This window comes from Pseudomonas sp. T1.Ur, from assembly GCF_023516725.1.
Taxonomy (GTDB): Bacteria; Pseudomonadota; Gammaproteobacteria; order Pseudomonadales; family Pseudomonadaceae; genus Aquipseudomonas; species Aquipseudomonas alvandae.
On the sequence record NZ_JAMGSN010000001.1, the window covers coordinates 5,186,840 to 5,204,619 of the forward strand.

Annotated in this window: 14 protein-coding genes; 4 read left to right on the forward strand and 10 right to left on the reverse strand. The window is 61.3% G+C overall.

The annotated features are described in order from the left end of the window. Positions 1 to 42: 42 nt before the first annotated feature. The 3 genes from M8Q45_RS22870 to M8Q45_RS22880 form a co-directional block, all read right to left on the reverse strand. Entirely contained in the window at positions 43 to 612 is a 570-nt protein-coding gene (locus M8Q45_RS22870) for a lipocalin family protein (protein ID WP_249876497.1), read from the reverse strand. A gap of 43 nt (positions 613 to 655) precedes the next feature. Continuing rightward, entirely contained in the window at positions 656 to 910 is a 255-nt protein-coding gene (locus M8Q45_RS22875; RefSeq protein ID WP_003186715.1) for a hypothetical protein, read from the reverse strand. Between the two features lie 115 nt (positions 911 to 1,025). After that, complete coding sequence (locus M8Q45_RS22880) at positions 1,026 to 1,208, reverse strand: hypothetical protein (protein ID WP_249877409.1); 183 nt, start codon at positions 1,206 to 1,208, stop codon at positions 1,026 to 1,028. Here M8Q45_RS22880 and M8Q45_RS22885 point away from each other — a divergent pair. The 3 genes from M8Q45_RS22885 to M8Q45_RS22895 all read left to right on the forward strand — a co-directional run bounded on the left by M8Q45_RS22885 (position 1,195) and on the right by M8Q45_RS22895 (position 3,884). Then, a complete protein-coding gene (locus M8Q45_RS22885; RefSeq protein WP_249876498.1) occupies positions 1,195 to 3,087 on the forward strand; it encodes a methyl-accepting chemotaxis protein in 1,893 nt (630 codons plus the stop codon). The two genes, M8Q45_RS22880 and M8Q45_RS22885, sit on opposite strands and share 14 nt — an antisense overlap. A gap of 195 nt (positions 3,088 to 3,282) precedes the next feature. Further along, on the forward strand, positions 3,283 to 3,555 hold the full coding sequence (locus M8Q45_RS22890) for a type II toxin-antitoxin system Phd/YefM family antitoxin (protein WP_249876499.1): 273 nt from the start codon (positions 3,283 to 3,285) through the stop codon (positions 3,553 to 3,555). Further along, on the forward strand, positions 3,552 to 3,884 hold the full coding sequence (locus tag M8Q45_RS22895) for a type II toxin-antitoxin system RelE/ParE family toxin (RefSeq protein ID WP_249876500.1): 333 nt from the start codon (positions 3,552 to 3,554) through the stop codon (positions 3,882 to 3,884). Before M8Q45_RS22890 ends, M8Q45_RS22895 begins: the two co-directional genes overlap by 4 nt. A gap of 7 nt (positions 3,885 to 3,891) precedes the next feature. Here the strand turns inward: M8Q45_RS22895 and M8Q45_RS22900 are convergent, their stop codons facing one another. The 5 genes from M8Q45_RS22900 to M8Q45_RS22920 all read right to left on the reverse strand — a co-directional run bounded on the left by M8Q45_RS22900 (position 3,892) and on the right by M8Q45_RS22920 (position 13,355). Further along, a complete protein-coding gene (locus tag M8Q45_RS22900; RefSeq protein WP_249876501.1) occupies positions 3,892 to 4,488 on the reverse strand; it encodes a DUF924 family protein in 597 nt (198 codons plus the stop codon). 3 nt (positions 4,489 to 4,491) lie between these two features. After that, the gene (locus M8Q45_RS22905; protein ID WP_030141457.1) at positions 4,492 to 5,502 is read right to left on the reverse strand and encodes a class 1 fructose-bisphosphatase; all 1,011 of its coding nucleotides are present in this window, start codon (positions 5,500 to 5,502) and stop codon (positions 4,492 to 4,494) included. A 121-nt stretch (positions 5,503 to 5,623) separates the two neighbouring features. After that, on the reverse strand, positions 5,624 to 6,961 hold the full coding sequence (locus tag M8Q45_RS22910; protein ID WP_502940579.1) for a DUF3999 domain-containing protein: 1,338 nt from the start codon (positions 6,959 to 6,961) through the stop codon (positions 5,624 to 5,626). 32 nt (positions 6,962 to 6,993) lie between these two features. Beyond that, the gene (locus M8Q45_RS22915; protein WP_249876503.1) at positions 6,994 to 10,614 is read right to left on the reverse strand and encodes a DUF2339 domain-containing protein; all 3,621 of its coding nucleotides are present in this window, start codon (positions 10,612 to 10,614) and stop codon (positions 6,994 to 6,996) included. Positions 10,615 to 10,904: 290 nt separating this feature from the next. Further along, positions 10,905 to 13,355: a glycogen/starch/alpha-glucan phosphorylase gene (locus M8Q45_RS22920; protein ID WP_249876504.1), complete on the reverse strand. Its 2,451-nt coding sequence runs from the start codon at positions 13,353 to 13,355 to the stop codon at positions 10,905 to 10,907. Between the two features lie 249 nt (positions 13,356 to 13,604). On the opposite strand from M8Q45_RS22920, the gene M8Q45_RS22925 reads away from it, so the two are divergent. Further along, positions 13,605 to 14,042 carry a YkgJ family cysteine cluster protein gene (locus M8Q45_RS22925; RefSeq protein WP_024778075.1) on the forward strand — a complete coding sequence of 146 codons (438 nt, stop codon included), beginning with the start codon at positions 13,605 to 13,607 and terminating at the stop codon, positions 14,040 to 14,042. A gap of 222 nt (positions 14,043 to 14,264) precedes the next feature. On the opposite strand, the gene typA is transcribed toward M8Q45_RS22925, so the two are convergent. Both typA and thiI read right to left on the reverse strand, forming a co-directional pair. Beyond that, complete coding sequence (gene typA, locus M8Q45_RS22930) at positions 14,265 to 16,085, reverse strand: translational GTPase TypA (protein ID WP_030141461.1); 1,821 nt, start codon at positions 16,083 to 16,085, stop codon at positions 14,265 to 14,267. A 134-nt stretch (positions 16,086 to 16,219) separates the two neighbouring features. Next, complete coding sequence (gene thiI / locus M8Q45_RS22935) at positions 16,220 to 17,674, reverse strand: tRNA uracil 4-sulfurtransferase ThiI (protein ID WP_030141462.1); 1,455 nt, start codon at positions 17,672 to 17,674, stop codon at positions 16,220 to 16,222. Positions 17,675 to 17,780: the final 106 nt, after the last annotated feature.

A 17,780-nucleotide genomic window follows, 5' to 3' on the forward strand; every position in this document is an offset into this window, starting at 1 on the left:
GCCTCATCGCGAGCAAGCTCGCTCCCACAGGTCTTTACGGCATCAGTCCGAAGTCTTGGCCATCTGCCGGTCCGACGCACGCCAGACCAACCGCGTCGTGTCATACCCTTGCTGCCGCGCCTTGCTCAGCAGCTCTTCGCGTACATCGACCTTGACCGTTGGCGTGCGGGACAGCAGCCACATGTAGCGACGGCTCGGGTCGCCAACAATGGCGGTCTTGTAGTCATCGCTGACGTACAGCACCCAATATTCACCCTTGGCCACGCCCGGCAGGACTTTCGAGAACCAGGTATCGAATTCAACCCAGAGCTTGTCGGTCTTGCCCGGCACCTGCGGGTAAGCGGTGCCCCTGGCCTCTTCCCATTTCCAGTCGGAAGTCAGGCAGCGGTTGAGCACATCCACGTTGCCGTCGGGCTTGAGGGTGTAATGGGCTTCCGATTGCGCGCAGTTGCGCTGGAAATACATCGGCAGGCGGGCCAGCTCGTACCAGGTCCCTTGATAACGTTTGAGATTGACGCTGTTGACGGTTTTGGGCGCCAACGGGTCTACGCCAGAAGTGGCACAGCCGGCCAATACCAGGCCAGCCAAAAGCACAAAAACTAACCGCATCATTATTTTTTTCTCCCGTGGGCGCTTGGCCCCGGTTTACTCCAGGTTACTTCAGGCCTTGGCCGGAAAACATCAACACTTTGTCACCGGCGTACTGCACGCTGATAAAGCTTTTCTGGTCGCCCCAGGTGCAGCTGGACATGCCGAGCGCGCCCGAACAGTCAGTCGGTTTTCCCAGCAACGTCTCGACCTCGGCCTTGGGCATCCCGGCCGACAGCTTCGAATAGTTTTCCTGGTTGACCTTGCTGCATGCGGTCAACACGACGCACATAAACAGCAGGGCGATAGAACGCAGCGACATGGTGTAACTCCTGGAACGGAAGGGAGGTGGCAGGGTGCCAACCTGAACCTTAGAAGAGAAAACCCCTATCTGGTTCCCCGACTACCCCAGTATTTATTGGCTGCGCAAAGGTGTTTCACCGATGAATCAGCCAGAGTGTGACGGGGTCGTGCCTTTCGTCGGGATAGCTGCCCTGGCGCCTGATGAGCCGGGCTTGCGGGCCGATAAAAAGTAACAGCGCAAAATCCTGCGTTATGGCAAATTGACTCCCCTTTTTGACCCGTCCCTTCGCGGTAGCGTTCTTAATGACCAGAAACATGAAGTTCAGCCACAAAATCCTGCTGGCTGCCGCCCTTGTGGTGGCCGTCGCATTCGCCTGTTTCATCCTGTTCAACGACTACCGCCAGCGACAAAGCCTCAACACCAGCACCGAGACGTCCATGCAGGAACTCGGCAGCCTGACCAGCCGTAACATCCAGACCTGGGTCGAAGGCCGAATCCAGTTGCTGCAATCGCTGGCCCAGCAAATCGCTATCGACGGCAGCGCTGCCGACAGCCTCAAGCGCGCCGTGGGCCTGCCGGCCTACACCAGCAATTTCCAGCTCAGCTATTTCGGCGGCACCGACGGCGTGATGTTTTCGGTACCGGCCGGCAATCGTGCCGCCGACTACGATCCGCGCGCCCGCGGCTGGTACAAGGCCGCCAACAGCGCCCAGCAGACCATCGTCACCGAACCCTACATCGCCGCTTCGTCGGGCAAGCTGGTGATCACCGTTGCCACGCCGGTACAGCGCCAGAACCAGATGATCGGCGTGGCCGGGGCGGACATTGACCTGTCGAGCGTCAGCGCCATCATCAACTCACTGAACTTCGGCGGCCACGGCCATGCGTTCATCGTCAGCGCCGATGGCAAGATCCTCGTGCATCCTGACAGCAAGCGCGTGCTCAAGACCCTCGCCGAGGCCTATCCCAACGGTGCGCCTCAAATCAGTCCAGGCGTCAAGGAAGTCGACCTCGACGGCAAAACCCAATTTATCTCTTTCACCCAGGTCAACGGCGTCCCCGGTGCCAACTGGTACGTGGCGCTGGTGCTTGATAAAGACACAGCCCTGGCGATGCTCAGCGAATTCCGCACCTCGGCGCTGATTGCCATGGCGATTGCCGTGGTGTTCATCATCGCGCTGCTGGGCATGCTGATCCGCGTGCTGATGCAACCGCTGCTGACCATGGGCCGCGCCATGCACGACATCGCCGAAGGCGAAGGCGACCTGACCCGCCGCCTGACCATCCACGGCCATGACGAATTCGGCGCGCTGGGCACCTCGTTCAACCGCTTTGTCGAACGTATCCACACCTCGATCCGCGAAGTGGCCTCGGCGACCGGCCAGGTCAACGAAGTCGCCCTGCGCGTGGTCAGCGCGTCCAACTCGTCGATGTACAACTCCGATCAGCAGGCCTCGCGCACCAGCAGCGTGGCCGCGGCGATCAACCAGCTCGGCGCCGCCGCCCAGGAAATCGCCCAGAACGCCGCCCTCGCCTCGCAGCACTCCAGCGAGGCCCGCAACCTGGCCGAAGATGGCCAGCAAGTGGTGGATAAAACCATCACGGCGATGCAGCAACTGTCGGCCAAGATCAGCGATTCGTGCGGCAACATCGAAACCCTGAACAGCAACACGGTGAACATCGGCCAGATTCTCGAAGTGATCACCAGCATTTCCCAGCAGACCAACCTGCTCGCCCTCAACGCCGCCATCGAAGCGGCCCGGGCCGGTGAAGCCGGTCGCGGCTTCGCGGTCGTCGCCGATGAAGTGCGCAACCTGGCCCACCGCACCCAGGATTCGGCGCAGCAAGTGCAGAAGATGATCGAAGAGTTGCAAGTCGGTGCACGGGAAGCGGTGCTGACCATGACCGACAGCCAGCGCCAGAGCGAAGGCAGCGTCAGCATCGCCAACCAGGCGGGCGAACGCCTGGGCAGCGTGACCCAGCGCATCGGCGAAATCGACGGCATGAACCAGTCCGTCGCGACCGCCACCGAAGAGCAGACCGCCGTGGTGGAATCGATCAACGTCGACATCAACGAGATCAACACCCTGAACCAGGAAGGCGTGGAAAACCTGCAAGCGACCTTACGGGCCTGTTCCGACCTGGAGCAGCAGGCGGCGCGGTTGAAGCAGTTGGTGGGTAGTTTCCGGATCTAATGTTTTGGCGGCCCTTTCGCGAGCAGGCTCGCTCCCACAGTTGACCGCGTTCTGTCAATGAAACGCGATCGACTGTGGAAGCGGGCTTGCTCGCGAGGGCGGCATTAGCGTCACAGAGAATTGGATCAACACAGCCTGACGCAAGACTGAATTAAGACTAAACTCAGTCCATCCAATCTTTCGAGGCCAGCACCCATGAAGCTGTCATCCCAAATCAAACCCATCAGCTACTTGAAGAGCCACACCGCCGAAATCGTCAAGACCATCACGGAGAGCAGAGAGCCCCTAATCATCACTCAAAACGGTGAAGCCAAGCTTGTGGTCATGGATGTAAAGAGTTTCGAAGAACAAGAAGACACCATGGCGCTGCTGAAGCTGCTGGCGATGGGCAACCAGGAAATTGAAGAGGGTAAATTCAGGGCAATCGAGGATATCTTCAGCGAACTGGACAAGGCCGACGCCCAATGAGCTTGAAGATTGTCGTACTTCAGTCAGCCGAAACAGATCTTAAAGAACTCCGCACTTACCTCATCGAACAGTTTTCTCTTCAGACTTGGCAAAACACCTACGCCAATCTAAAAACGGCGATCCGTCATTTGGAAACTTCACCTTATGCGGGATCGATTCCGGAAGAGATCGAAAGGCTCAATCTCGGTCAATACCGGCAGATATTGTCAGGCATGAACCGAATCATTTATGAAGTGCGGGGCCAAACTATCTACGTCCATATCATTGCCGATAGCCGCAAGAGCTTGCCCACGCTGCTAATGAAGCGATTGCTTCGAAGCAGTCCTTAACAACTCATTAGAACCTGGACCCAGGCCTGCTCAAGAACTCCACTTCCTCAGCCGTGGACTCGCGCCCCAACACCGCATTGCGATGGGGAAAGCGCCCGAACCGGGCAATGATCTTCTGATGCCGTTCGGCATAATCCAGGTTGTCTTCGAATACCGCCCGCTGCGCCTCGGGCTGTTCCCGGACCAGTTCGATAAACCGCGACACGGCTTCGTTCTGCACCGCGAGGTTTTCGCAGTGTTCGAGGACGAGGTAGATGAATACGCGCTGGATCGGCCGCAGTTGCTGGTCGAAACCCGCCGCCAGGCCCTGGGCCACCAGGGCTTGGGCACGCAGGTCGCCAGAGAAGCTCTCGGGGGTGTTGCGAAAGATCATCCGGGGAAGTTGATCCAGTAGCAGCACCAGGGCCAGCCAACCTTCCGGGCGTTGCGCCCAATCGGTCAGTCCGCCGGCCAGTGCTTGCTCGACCAGATCGCCGAAGCGCTCTCGCGCCTGGCGATCATGGCCTTTGCCAAACCACAGCTTGCCCTTGTCAGCCGCGACCTCATCTGGTTTTTCGGCTGTGCCAAACCACCAATCGAGCAACGGTTGCCAGGGCTCGGCCATGATTTACTCCTTGTGATAAGCCGTGGCGCGCGCCACTTCTTCCTTCGAGCCGAGGAACACTGCAACGCGCTGGTGCAGGCCTTCAGGCTTGATGTCGAGGATGCGTTGGTGACCATCGGTGGAAGCGCCGCCCGCCTGCTCCACCAGGAACGACATCGGGTTGGCTTCGTACATCAGGCGCAGCTTGCCCGGCTTGGAGGGCTCGCGGCTGTCGCGTGGGTACATGAACAGACCGCCACGGGTCAGGATGCGGTGTACATCGGCGACCATCGCAGCCACCCAGCGCATGTTGTAGTTCTTTTTCAGCGGGCCTTCTTCACCGGCCAGCAACTCGCTGACGTAGCGTTGTACCGGGGCTTCCCAGTGACGCTGGTTGGACATGTTGATGGCGAATTCCTGGGTGGTTTCAGGAATGGTGATGTCTTCGTGGGTCAGTACGAAGCTGCCCATTTCGCGGTCCAGGGTGAAGCCCTTGACGCCGTCGCCCAGGGTCAGCACCAGCATGGTCTGCGGGCCGTAGATGGCATAGCCGGCGGCGACCTGCTCGGTGCCGGGCTGCAGGAAAGCCTTTTCGTTCAGGGCTTCGTTCTGGCTCAGGTATTCGTTCGGGCAACGCAGTACCGAGAAGATCGTGCCGACCGGCGCGTTGATGTCGATGTTCGACGAACCGTCCAGTGGGTCGAACACCAACAGATAGGCGCCTTTCGGGTACTTGCCCGGGATCTGGTAGGCATTGTCCATTTCCTCGGACGCCATGCCGGCCAGGTGACCGCCCCATTCGTTGGCTTCCAGCAGGATTTCGTTGGAGAGGACGTCGAGTTTCTTCTGCACTTCGCCCTGCACGTTTTCGGTGCCCATGCTGCCCAGGACACCGCCCAGCGCGCCCTTGGACACGGCGTGGCTGATCTCCTTGCATGCACGCGCCACCACTTCGATCAAAAAGCGCAGATCGGCAGGGGTATTGTTGCTGCGGGTCTGCTCAATCAAATAGCGACTCAAGGTAACGCGGGACATGGACGGCTCCGAAGAATAGGGGGCGGAAAACCCGCGCAGTTTAGCGCGAGTCGGGACTTAATTCCTCCTATGAGACGGGATATGGAGGATTGAGTTCATATCCGGGCCTGCCAACCTGCGCCTACGGGGATTTGACCGGCGGCTTGCGCAGCAGGCTGAACGCCATCGCACCGAGGAACACCACGCTGAGCAGCAACACCGCCCACAGGCCGATCTTCTTCCAGTTGGTATCCACAGCCACCGCCGGCGCTTCAACGGCTGGCGTCGAGGTCGCCGTTCCGTTGACCGTTGCAGTACCCAGCATCGCCAGGCGCGACGGCTTGTAATCCGGGATCAGCGTGGCCAACGGCAAGCTGGCCGCCTTCGCCGTCGCACTGCCCAGTGCCAGGTTGTAGGGCGCGTCGCCCCGCGCCAGGAACACCACTTGGGTCGGGCGCACGGCAAAACGCAGGGCCGGGGCCTCGGTGCCCAGGCCGCCGCCACGCTCATCCACGGTCAGTTTCAATTGCTGCACGGTCTGGCCGGACAACTGCAGCTGGTTTTGCTGCACATCCTGACCATTCTGGGTCAGGCGATAGAGCAAGCCACCGCCCATCGGCTGCCAAGGATGGCTGCTTTCACGACGACCGGCCAGGGTCACTGGCGCCAGGCTGTTGGCCTGGCTCAGTTCCACCTGGACTTGCTCGATGTTCAGCCCCATCGGCAATTGCCAGGTATATTCACCGGCCTTCGTCGTGGTGCCCGCCAACGGCTGCGACCAGACCAACGGCAGCGGCAAGCTTTCGCGGCTGGCGCTTTGCAGTTGGGCCGAGGTCAGCACCGGCGCCGAGGACGGCGAATCCCACAACAACCGCAAGTACCGCGCCGATTGTCCGGGCAGGCTCACTTCGTGCTGCTCGACCCGCTCATCGGCGAATGTCAGCCGCGCGACCTGGCCTTCGCCCCACGCCTGCCAGTGCTGCAAGTCGTCGCTGGCTTCGATGGTGAAGCGCTGGAAACCGTCGCGCTCGCTGGTCCAGTCCAGGATCAACTGTTGCAGCGGCGCCTTGATCGCGCTGGCATCCAGCAGCCAGCCACGCAATTCCTCTTCCCCGGCTTCGAGCCGACTGGACGGCTGGACTTCCACCAGCGTGCCGTTGGCGTTCGATTGCACACGCACGCTGGGCGCGCGTTCACTGTCATCGGCAGCGTTGTACAACGGGAACCACTTCACATCGGTCAGGGTGCGATTCTCCCGGCTCTGGGCCGATTCGCGCACCAAGGCATAGGCCTGGACCTGGCCGGCGGCGTTGAACACCCGCACGTCGCTCAGGTCGGTCTGCCGCGCCCGCAATTGGACATCCAGCGGCAACGCCAGGCGATACCACGGCCCTTCACCGCTCAAGGCCAACGGCACCTGATGGGCGAAGTCTTGCGGCTGTTCCTGCGCCGCAGCCGCCAAGGCCACCCACAACCCCATCAGGCCCAGCCCGATTCGACTCAACTTGCGACTCAAGACGACACTCCCTCACTGACAGGCATCGGCGGCTCGGCATCCACGGCCGGCTCCGGGCGCTTGGGTGGCAGCGGCGCAAAATAGCCGACCACCAGCAGCAACACGCCTACGCCGATGAACGACACGATCCGCGCCAGACCGCCGCGGTTACTTAATTCGACAAAGAACAACTTGGCCACGACCACGGCGATCAACACCGCGCCGACCAGCCACACCTCCCGGCGATGGCGCAGGTGTCCGCCGATCATCAGGCCCAGGGCAATCAAGGTCCAGACGATGGACAAGCCGGCCTGCACGAACATCGAGTCGAGCAGCGTATCCAACTCGTACGGCACGCCCATCCACTGGTGGGCAGTGCGCATCACCAGCGCCGTGAAGAACGCGAACAGCGACACGCCGGCGATCAACTGAGCGATATATCCGATGCGACTCCAACGGTTCGTCGTTTGCTCTACGGCATTGCGGGCCCACACATAGATACCGAACAAGGCGAACAGCAGGCCCAACTCCAGAGGATTGAGCAACGGCACATAAGGCAGTGGCTCCGAGTTGCCGTCGCTGAAGGTGTTGGTCAGCCAGAACCAACCGAGCATCAACAGCGCCATCGGCGCCGCCGCGTAGACGCGATATTCGCGCGGTTGGGCCGAAACCGGCCATGGCAAGGTACGCGGCGTGGCCATCAACACCAGGTAAAGGCCTGGCAGGATTGCCCAGGCCAGCCAGCGCCAGGCGTTGTACTGCTCGGACAACAACAGCAGGCCGTAACGCAGCTCCAGCATCAACACCGTCATCAGCAACCAGCAACCGAGCACGTGGGCGGTACTGCGCGCACGGGCCGGGAGCATCGGCGCCAGGCGCTTGAGCGAAAAGAAGTGCACGGCAAATATTGCCAGCCAGGCAAGCCAGCCGAAATCCGCCGCCGGGTGATAGTGGCTGTGCCCCGTTGCCACCAGCACGCAGCCCGCCGCCGGAATCAACAAGGTGCACAGCAGCCCCAGCGCCGGCCATTTCAAGCGCAGGGCCAGGACTGTCCACACCGCCACGCTGATCGCCGCGACCAGCAGCAGCCAGCTGCCTTGCAGGTTTGCCGGAGCGAAGCGCAGCACCTCGCTGACCCACGCCAGGGCCCACCAGCCGGCGCCCCAGATCAGCAACAGCTCGGACAGGCGTTGCAAGCTCAAGACGTCCAGTTCCTGCGCCGCGTGTGCCCGTTGCAGTCGCCAGGCGCCGATCAATGCCGCCAATCCCAGAACCAGTGGTGTCCAGAAACCGCTGTGGGCCAAGGGCCGCAGGCCTTCGGACTGAAGAGGCCCAAGCAGGAACGGCCCAGCCGCCAGGAACGCCGCGCCGCCCAGCAGTTGCAGCAACAGACCGAAGACAAAGCTCACGCGCTGCTTCAAGTACAGGCTCAGCCAGATGATTAACAAGCCGCTGGCCGCCCATACGCCGCTCGCCGTTTGCCAAGGCAGGACGAACAGCACCGCGAGGTTGATCAGCACCAGCCCCGCCAATAGCACCACCGACAGGCCGCGCAACAGTCGGGGATCGTTGCGTACCATGTCGTCGCGAGCCGCCAACAGCATCCCGCCAATCAACGCCAGGCCGATCAGCGAGGCGCTGAGCAGTCCGTTCCAGCCGGCATTCAACACCGCCGACTCGCCTTCGGCGCCTTGCAGGCGCATCAGGAACAGCGCGCCGCCCAACAGTTGCACCGCGAATGCGGTAAACAGAAAGGCCCGTGATTGCAGGCGCAAACCAACGAACAGCGTCGCCAGGCCAGCGAAGGCCCAGGCGATGGCGGTGCCGTGGGTAAAGAAGAACAGCGGCGCCAGCAAGTAAAGGAAGCCTAACCCCAACACCGCCAGCACAGGCTGAGCCTGACGCTCCCAGCTTGCGATATGGCCGGGCTCGGCCTTGTGCAGTTGATAGAAGCTGAACAGCAAGGCACAACCGAGCATCAACGCACCCAGCCACGAACCCTCCAGCAGGCTGCCTGCACCTGCATGCAATTCGCTGACGAAGGCCAGCGCCGAACCCAATTGCAGCAACAGGGCGAAGATTCGCGCGAAGGGTCGCTGCTGGCGCAGGCCCAGCCAGAAGATCCCGGCGCCCTCCACCGCCCACGCAGCGGCGGTCCAACGGGCGTCGAGGCCAAGCGGAATCGCCAGGCTGCCGAAAATCACCCCCAGGGCCAGGCAGGTTTCAGCCAGCAACACCGCGCGACCGCCCATCAGTACCCGAGCCAGTCCCATGTAGATCATGCCCAGCGCGAGCGCACTGAACGCTGCGGCGAATTCCAGGTGCTGCACCAATGCGAACTGCAGACCGAAGCCGACCAGGGGCGGGCCGAACAGCATACTGCCATCCACGTAGTCGCCCTTGCGGGCCGACCAGCGCAGCATGGCGTCACGGCTGTCATCTTCAGGCGCGTCGCTCATTTCCAGCAGCTTGCGCCGGGTGAACAACAAGCCGATTGCCAGGTAGGTCAGGAAGAAAACGATGAGGAAGGGCTCGGTGCTCCACAACAACTCCGGCGTATAGGAGCGCAAGCCCCAGGCGAAACCGATGCCGAACGTGCCGACGAAGCCGATCAGGTTCAGCATCCGCCAGGCCTTGAACCAAGCGATTGCGAGGATGCCGGCGTTGAGCAGGATGAAATAGCTGAACAACGCGACATGGTTACCGCTGCCGGTGGAGGTCAGGATCGGCGCGGCGAACCCGCCCAGCGCCGCAGCCGCCGCCAGGCCCATGGCGTTCTGGGTCACTGCCAGGATCGCCGAGAATACGGTGACCGCCACCAACAGCCCCAAGGCAGCCTTGGAATCGAGCAACGGATGCAGGCGCATGGCGGCGAACACCGTCAGGTACAACACGGCGATCCCGGTCCCCTGCAACATCAACGCGTAGCTGCTGTTGCGTTGGCGCAACCACCAGCCCAGGCCCAGCAGCCCCAAGGCGCTGGCCGCGACGCCGGCGTAGCGCAATTCGATCGGCACCACCATGCCTTCGGTGGCGTAGCGCAGCAGGAAAGCCAGGCCGAGGAACAGCAACACCACGCCGACCCGCAGCACGGTGTTGCCACCGAACAACCAGTCGCGCGCGCCGATAAGGGCGCGATCGAACAGATTCGGGCCACGGGGGGCCGCAGGCGCAGGCGCCGTCGGTTCAAGGGGCAACGGCGCAAAATCGCGATTGGCGCGTCGAGTGGAAGCGGCTGGCGCTGGGCTCCAGATCTCGTCAGGCAACGGCTGGCTGGCCTGGGTGCTCATCACGGAGACGGGTTCGAGGTCGGGCGGCAATTCCCAGACGAGGTCCGGCTCGGTGCGCGTTTCGGGTTTTTCAGCCTGTGGCGCGATGACCTCGGCGGCTGGTGCCAGATCACTCGGCTGGGCGACCTTGCCGCGTTCGAGAACCGCCAGCCGCCCTTCCAAGGTGAGCAGACTCTGCTGGGCCTCTTGCAGCAGTATCTGCTGCTTGGCCGCCTGGATGCCAAGGCGCCCCAGTCGAAACGACTGGGCGATGCCGAGGCCGACCAACGCACCTATCAGCGCATCGGCGTACGACTCGTCCACCACCCAGCCAAGAGCCAGGCCCAACAGTGTCAAAATCCATTGCATATGGTCGATATCCCTAAGCGGCCCGTTGCGGGCATGACCGGGTGCTGCGGTGCCTGACTCAGTCTAGTGGAAAACCCCCAAACCCTGTGGGAGCGAGCTTGCTCGCGATAGCAGTGTGTCAGGCGACATTGATGTTGCCTGACAGGCTGCTATCGCGAGCAAGCTCGCTCCCACAAGGAATGGTTGGCATTTCCAGTACCGAGTCCGGCCGCACAACCCGGCGAATCTTGCGCTTAGTATATCGACGAAGCCCAATCGCCGTTGGGCTTCGCTCACATTTCTTGCAACCTTTACTCCAGCGCCTTCCAGATGTCGGTGGCGTATTCGCGGATGGTCCGGTCCGAGGAGAACCAGCCCATGCGTGCGGTGTTGAGCACCGCCGAGCGCCACCATTGCTTGGAGTCGTGCCACTTCTCTTCGACCTTGGCCTGGGCGTTCCAGTAGGCGTCGAAATCGGCGCAGACCAGGAAGCGGTCGTAATCGACCAGCGAGTCCACCAGCCCGGTGTAGCGCATCGGGTCGTCCGGCGAGAAGACGCCACCACGAATCGCTTGCAATACGTCGCCAAGGCGATGGGATGCGGCGATGTCCGGCGCGGCGCTGAATTCACCGTTGCGCTTGCGCGCTTCCACCTGCTCGGCGGTCAGGCCGAAGATGAACATGTGGTCACCGCCGACACGCTCGTGCATCTCCACGTTGGCGCCGTCCATGGTGCCGATGGTCAGCGCGCCGTTGAGGCCGAACTTCATGTTGCTGGTGCCCGAGGCTTCGAAACCGGCGGTGGAAATCTGCTCCGACAGGTCCGCTGCCGGGATGATGCTCTCGGCCAGGCTGACGTTGTAGTTGGGCAGGAACACGACTTTGAGCAAGCCGCGCACGGTCGGGTCGTTGTTCACCACCCGGGCGATGTCGTTGGTCAGCTTGATGATCAACTTGGCCTGGTGATAACTGGCGGCGGCCTTGCCGGCGAAGATTTTCACCCGTGGCACCCAGTCCACTTCCGGCTCGGCGCGAATCGCCTGGTACAGCGCCACGGTGTGCAACAGGTTGAGCAACTGGCGTTTGTATTCGTGGATCCGCTTGACCTGCACGTCGAACATCGCCGCCGGGTTGACGGCGATGCCCAGTCGCTCGTGGATCAGGTAAGCCAAGGCTTTCTTGCTGTGCAAGCGCTGTTCGGCGAACTGCTTGCGAAACGCCGGCTTGTCGGCGAACGGCTCCAGCTCGATCAGGCGCTCCTCGGGATTGTCGAGCACGCTCGGCCCAAGGGCGTCGACCATCATCGACGTCAATTCGGCGTTGGCCTGGAACAACCAGCGGCGGAAGGTGATGCCGTTGGTCTTGTTGTTGATTCGCTCCGGATAGAGCTTGTGCAGTTCGGAGAACACCGTGCTGCGCATCAGCTGTGTGTGCAGCCCGGACACCCCGTTGACGCTGTGGGAACCGAGGAACGCCAGGTTGCCCATGCGCACGCGGCGACCGTTATCTTCTTCGATCAGCGACACCGAGCGCAGCACGTCGAAGTCATGGACGCCCTTGGCCCGCAGCGAGTCGATGTGCTGGGCGTTGATCAGGTAGATGATCTGCATGTGCCGGGGCAGCATGCGCTCCATCAGCCCCACCGGCCAGGTCTCCAAGGCCTCGGGCAGCAACGTGTGATTGGTGTAGGACAGCGTGTCCTGGGTGATCTGCCAGGCCGCGTCCCATGCGACGTCGTAGACGTCCACCAATTGGCGCATCAGCTCGGCCACGGCGATGGACGGGTGCGTATCGTTGAGCTGGATCGCCGCGTGATCACCCAGGGTCAGCACCGAGGTGTGCATGTTGCGATGGCGGCGCAGCAAATCCTGCAGCGAGGCGGCGACGAAGAAATACTCCTGGCGCAGGCGCAATTCCTGGCCGGCCTCGGTGCTGTCGGCCGGGTACAAGACGCGGGAAATGCTCTCGGCCCGCGCCACTTCCGCCACGGCGCCGAGGTGGTCGCCGGCGTTGAAGCGTTCCAGATGCAAGTCTTCCACGGCCCGGGCGCGCCACAAGCGCAGGGTGTTGACACTGGCGCCGCGCCAGCCCACCACCGGCGTGTCATAGGCAATGGCACGCACGGTTTCGGCCGGGGACCAGACCTGGCGAGTCTTGCCGCTGTCGTCAGTCACGGTTTCGACGCTGCCACCAAAGCCGATCGGGTAGACGACCTCCGGACGCTCGAACTCCCACGGGTTGCCGAAATCCAGCCAATGCTCGGTCTGCTCCTGCTGCCAGCCATCGACAATCGCCTGGCGGAACAAGCCGTGCTCATAGCGAATACCGTAGCCATGGCCGGCGATGCCCAGTGTCGACATGCTCTCCATGAAGCACGCCGCCAGGCGACCGAGGCCACCGTTGCCCAGGGCGGCGTCGGGCTCGAGCAGGCGGATACGCTCCAGGTCGACGCCCAGCTCGGTCAGGGCCTCGCGGGCGGTGTCCAGCAAGCCCAGATTGCTCAGGCTGTCGTACAACAGGCGACCGATGAGGAATTCCAGGGAGAGGTAGTAGACGCGCTTCTGGCCCTTGCGGTAGATCTGCCGCGTGTGGTCCATCCAGTGTTCGACCATGTGGTCGCGGGCGGCAAGGGCTATGGCTTCGAACCAATCGTGATCAAACGCATGATCGGGGTCCTTGCCGACGGCATAAGTGAGTTTGGTCAACACGGCGTCGCGAAATGCCGCAACCTCAGCTTCGCGAACAAGTGGTTCTTGAGTCATTGATGAGACCTCGAACGAGCATGGAATTGTCTGAGCCTAGTCGGTCTGACAGACGGTACGGGCTCTTGGTTCGGTGGTTTTTCCCGGACGCCGGAGAATCGTCGCCAAGGAATCGCCGATGAATGAATGCAGGGGCCGTGCCGGTACCGGCGGGTTTTGTCGGGACGCAAAAAAAACCGGCAGATGGTCGTTCAAAATTTCACCAGTCCCGGTATGATCGCGCGCCCTGATGCATGCTGGTAAACCGTGATGATGAAGCCCAACCTGATCGCCGCCGCGGAGATCGACCGACTCGATACCTGGGCCAAGTACTCCGCCCCGATGTGCGGTTCCTGCGTGTCGAGCTGCTGCACCCTGCCGGTGGAGGTCAAGATCAAGGACCTGATCCGGATTGGCATCGTCGATGAGTTCGAACTGGGCGACCCGCCGAAAAACATCGCCAAGCGCCTGCAAAAGGAAGGGATCGTCGAGCGCTACAACCAGAAGTCGGAAATCTTCACATTGCAACGCATGAGCAACAACGACTGCCTGTATCTGGACCGCAAGAGCCGGTTGTGCACCATTTACGAGAAGCGCCCGGACACCTGCCGCAACCATCCACGGGTCGGGCCACGGCCGGGTTATTGCGCGTACAAGCCCAAGGAAGTGGAGCGCGAGCGTAATCCGCGGACGTTGGATCGGTTTTGATCGACTGATGGTTTAGCGGCGCCTGAACCGTCGCCATCGCGAGCAAGCTCGCTCCCACAGTTGATTTTCAGCGGATACAGATTTTGCGCCCGACCTAAATCCACTGTGGGAGCGAGCTTGCTCGCGATGAGGCCCCAACAGGCACTGCACAATTTCCAGGCACAAAAAAACGCCCCCGGTCTCACAACCGGGGGCGTTTTCATTCAGCCGAGGCTAAAGCAATCAGGCCTTGGCTTTCTTGGCGGCGCGGGTACGCTCGCTTTCGTCCAGGATCTTCTTGCGCAGGCGGATCGACTTAGGCGTCACTTCGCACAGCTCGTCGTCCTGGATGAATTCCAGGGCCTGTTCCAGGGTGAAGCGAACAGGTGGAACCAGGGCGATGGTTTCGTCTTTGCCCGAAGCACGCATGTTGTCGAGCTTCTTGCCCTTGGTAGGGTTCACGCCCAGGTCGTTGTCACGGCTGTTCAGACCAACGATCTGGCCACCGTAGATTTCCTGGCCGTGTTCAACGAACAGCTTGCCACGCGCCTGGAGGGTTTCCAGGGAGTAGGTCAGTGCCTTGCCGGTTTCAACCGAAACCAGAACGCCGTTCTGGCGGCCGGACATGTCGCCCGACTTCATCACGTCGTAACGGTCGAAGATCGAGGTCAGGATGCCAGCACCGTTGGTCAGGGTCAGGAACTGGTTACGGAAACCGATCAGACCGCGAGCAGGGATGTTGTATTCCAGACGTACACGGCCCTTGCCATCCGGCACCATGTTGGTCAGGTCGCCCTTACGCAGGCCCATCTCTTCCATCACCTTGCCCTGGGATTCTTCCGGCAGGTCGATGGTGACGTTTTCGAACGGTTCGTGCTTCACGCCGTCAACCAGGCGGATGATCACTTCCGGACGGCCTACAGCCATTTCGAAGCCTTCGCGACGCATGGTTTCGATCAGCACCGAGAGGTGCAACTCGCCACGGCCCGAGACCTTGAACTTGTCAGCGGAGTCGCCTTCTTCAACGCGCAGTGCAACGTTGTACAGCAGCTCTTTGTCCAGACGCTCCTTGATGTTACGGGACGTCACGAACTTGCCTTCTTTACCGCAGAACGGCGAGTCGTTTACCTGGAAGGTCATGGAAACGGTTGGCTCGTCGACGGTCAACGGCTTCATCGCTTCAACGGTGTCCGGGTGGCACAGGGTGTCGGAGATGAACAGCGAGTCCATGCCGCTGATGCAGACGATGTCGCCGGCAGCCGCTTCTTCGACGTCTACACGGTGCAGGCCGTGGTGACCCATCAGCTTCAGGATACGACCGTTGCGGCGCTTGCCGTCAGCACCGATAGCCACGACCGGGGTGTTCGGCTTGACGCGACCACGGGCGATACGACCAACACCGATAACACCCAGGAAGCTGTTGTAGTCCAGTGCGGAGATTTGCATCTGGAACGGGCCGTCACGGTCGACTTTCGGTGCGGGTACGTTGTCGACGATCGACTGGTACAGCGGGGTCATGTCTTCAGCCATGTCGGTGTGGTCCAGACCGGCAATACCGTTCAGGGCCGAGGCGTAGACGACTTTGAAGTCCAGCTGTTCTTCGGTGGCGCCCAGGTTGTCGAACAGGTCGAAGATCTGGTCCAGGACCCAGTCCGGACGCGCGCCTGGACGGTCAACCTTGTTGATGCACACGATCGGACGCAGGCCGGCTTCGAACGCCTTCTTGGTCACGAAACGGGTTTGCGGCATAGGGCCGTCCTGGGCGTCGACCAGCAGCAGCACGGAGTCGACCATCGACATCACGCGCTCTACTTCACCACCGAAGTCGGCGTGGCCCGGGGTGTCCACGATGTTGATGTGGTAGCCGTTCCAGTTGATGGCGGTGTTTTTCGCCAGGATGGTAATACCGCGCTCTTTTTCCTGGTCGTTGGAGTCCATCACGCGCTCGTCGTTGAGCTCGTTGCGCTCCAGGGTGCCGGATTGACGCAAGAGTTTGTCTACCAGGGTGGTCTTACCATGGTCAACGTGAGCAATGATGGCGATGTTGCGTAGATTTTCGATCACTTGTGTATCTCGATCAGAGGATTCGGTGTGCTGACAGGTCGTGGCAGCGATTTACAGTAGAGTCCGACAGTTACAGCGTGTCGGCGGCGTCGGGGGGCCGGTGACGCAGGCCACAGGCAAACAGCCCCGGGCACTTAGCTCGGTCGATAAACGCGCACATTGGCATGCCCCTCACTGAGCAAATGGTGGGCATGCAGGCGACTCATCACGCCTTTGTCGCAATACAGCAGGTACTGGCGAGTAGGGTCCAGTTCCTTGAAACGCGCGTTCACTGCATAGAACGGCATCGTTTGTACCTCGACGCCGGCGACGCTCAGCGGGTCGTCTTCAGCATCGTCCGGGTGACGGATGTCGATGATGATCTGACCGGCCAGCGCTTCGCCGACTTCTTCAATCTGGATGTCCTGGCCCAATTCGTCGATGACCCGATCGATCGGTACCAGCCTGGCGTTCTCGATCGCGCGTTCGAGTACCGCCATGTCGAATTCTTTCTCTTCGTGCTCCACGCGACCGCGCTTGGCCGCCGTCTTCGGATTGACCGAGATGACGCCGCAATACTCCGGCATGTGCCGGGCAAAATCGGCGGTGCCGATCTCGTTGGCCGTGTCGATGATGTCCTGCTTGTGGCTGGCGATCAGCGGACGCAGCACGAGCTTCTCGGTCACGCAGTCGATCACCGACAGGTTCGGCAGCGTCTGGCTCGATACCTGGGAAATCGCCTCGCCGGTCACCAGCGCGTCGATGTGCAGGCGGTCGGCGATGCTCGTCGCGGCACGCAACATCATACGCTTCAAAATGACGCCCATATGACTGTTATCGACTTTGCCGAGAATCTCGCCCAGGACTTCTTCGAACGGCACGCTCACAAATAACACGCGCTGGGAGCTGCCGTACTTCTTCCAGATGAAGTGCGCCACTTCCATCACGCCCAGTTCGTGAGCACGTCCGCCGAGGTTGAAGAAGCAGAAATGGCTCATCAGGCCGCGACGCATGATCTGGTAGGCGGCGACGGTGGAGTCGAAGCCACCGGACATCAACACCAGGGTCTGCTCCAGCGAACCCAGCGGGTAACCGCCGATGCTGTCGTGCTGGCTGTGGATCACGAACAACCGCTGGTCGCGAATTTCGATGCGCACTTCGATCTGCGGGTCTTTCAGCGAAATACCGGCGGCGCCGCACTGCCGGCGCAACTGGCTGCCGACATAACGTTCCACGTCCATCGAACTGAACGGGTGCTTGCCGGCGCGCTTGCAGCGTACCGAAAAAATCTTGCCGGCCAGCGCATCACCATAATGGAGCATGCATTTGGCGAGGATGTCGTCGAAGTCACCCAGCGGATATTCGTCGACCTGAAGAAAATGCGCGATGCCTGGCATGCAGCTCAGGCGCTCGGTCATTTCCTTCAGCAGCTTGGGCTCGCTGACACGGGTTTCCAGTTCGAGGTTGTCCCACACGCCATTCACCACCACGGCCGGGTCCAGGTCACGGAGCACGGCACGGATGTTCTTGGCCAACTGGCGGATGAAACGCATCCGTACCGGGCGGCTCTTGATGGTGATCTCGGGAAAGACTTTTACGATTAGTTTCATGAAAACAGCGCGCGAACGGCCAGCCGAAAAAGGGGGGCGCGGATTATAGCGGAAATTGCTCAAGGTTTAACCAGTTAATGTGCAGATGGTTTTGCATGCACCAAAA

What these genes read in the sequence shown, in the direction of transcription:
- M8Q45_RS22925 (WP_024778075.1), top strand. Translation starts at nt 13,605, where the DNA reads ATGATGAAGCCCAACCTGATCGCCGCCGCGGAGATCGACCGACTCGAT.
- M8Q45_RS22910 (WP_502940579.1), bottom strand. Translation starts at nt 6,961, where the DNA reads ATGGGGTTGTGGGTGGCCTTGGCGGCTGCGGCGCAGGAACAGCCGCAA.
- M8Q45_RS22905 (WP_030141457.1), bottom strand. Translation starts at nt 5,502, where the DNA reads ATGTCCCGCGTTACCTTGAGTCGCTATTTGATTGAGCAGACCCGCAGC.
- M8Q45_RS22885 (WP_249876498.1), top strand. Translation starts at nt 1,195, where the DNA reads ATGACCAGAAACATGAAGTTCAGCCACAAAATCCTGCTGGCTGCCGCC.
- M8Q45_RS22870 (WP_249876497.1), bottom strand. Translation starts at nt 612, where the DNA reads ATGATGCGGTTAGTTTTTGTGCTTTTGGCTGGCCTGGTATTGGCCGGC.
- M8Q45_RS22880 (WP_249877409.1), bottom strand. Translation starts at nt 1,208, where the DNA reads ATGTTTCTGGTCATTAAGAACGCTACCGCGAAGGGACGGGTCAAAAAG.
- M8Q45_RS22920 (WP_249876504.1), bottom strand. Translation starts at nt 13,355, where the DNA reads ATGACTCAAGAACCACTTGTTCGCGAAGCTGAGGTTGCGGCATTTCGC.
- M8Q45_RS22900 (WP_249876501.1), bottom strand. Translation starts at nt 4,488, where the DNA reads ATGGCCGAGCCCTGGCAACCGTTGCTCGATTGGTGGTTTGGCACAGCC.
- thiI (WP_030141462.1), bottom strand. Translation starts at nt 17,674, where the DNA reads ATGAAACTAATCGTAAAAGTCTTTCCCGAGATCACCATCAAGAGCCGC.
- M8Q45_RS22895 (WP_249876500.1), top strand. Translation starts at nt 3,552, where the DNA reads ATGAGCTTGAAGATTGTCGTACTTCAGTCAGCCGAAACAGATCTTAAA.
- M8Q45_RS22875 (WP_003186715.1), bottom strand. Translation starts at nt 910, where the DNA reads ATGTCGCTGCGTTCTATCGCCCTGCTGTTTATGTGCGTCGTGTTGACC.
- M8Q45_RS22915 (WP_249876503.1), bottom strand. Translation starts at nt 10,614, where the DNA reads ATGCAATGGATTTTGACACTGTTGGGCCTGGCTCTTGGCTGGGTGGTG.
- M8Q45_RS22890 (WP_249876499.1), top strand. Translation starts at nt 3,283, where the DNA reads ATGAAGCTGTCATCCCAAATCAAACCCATCAGCTACTTGAAGAGCCAC.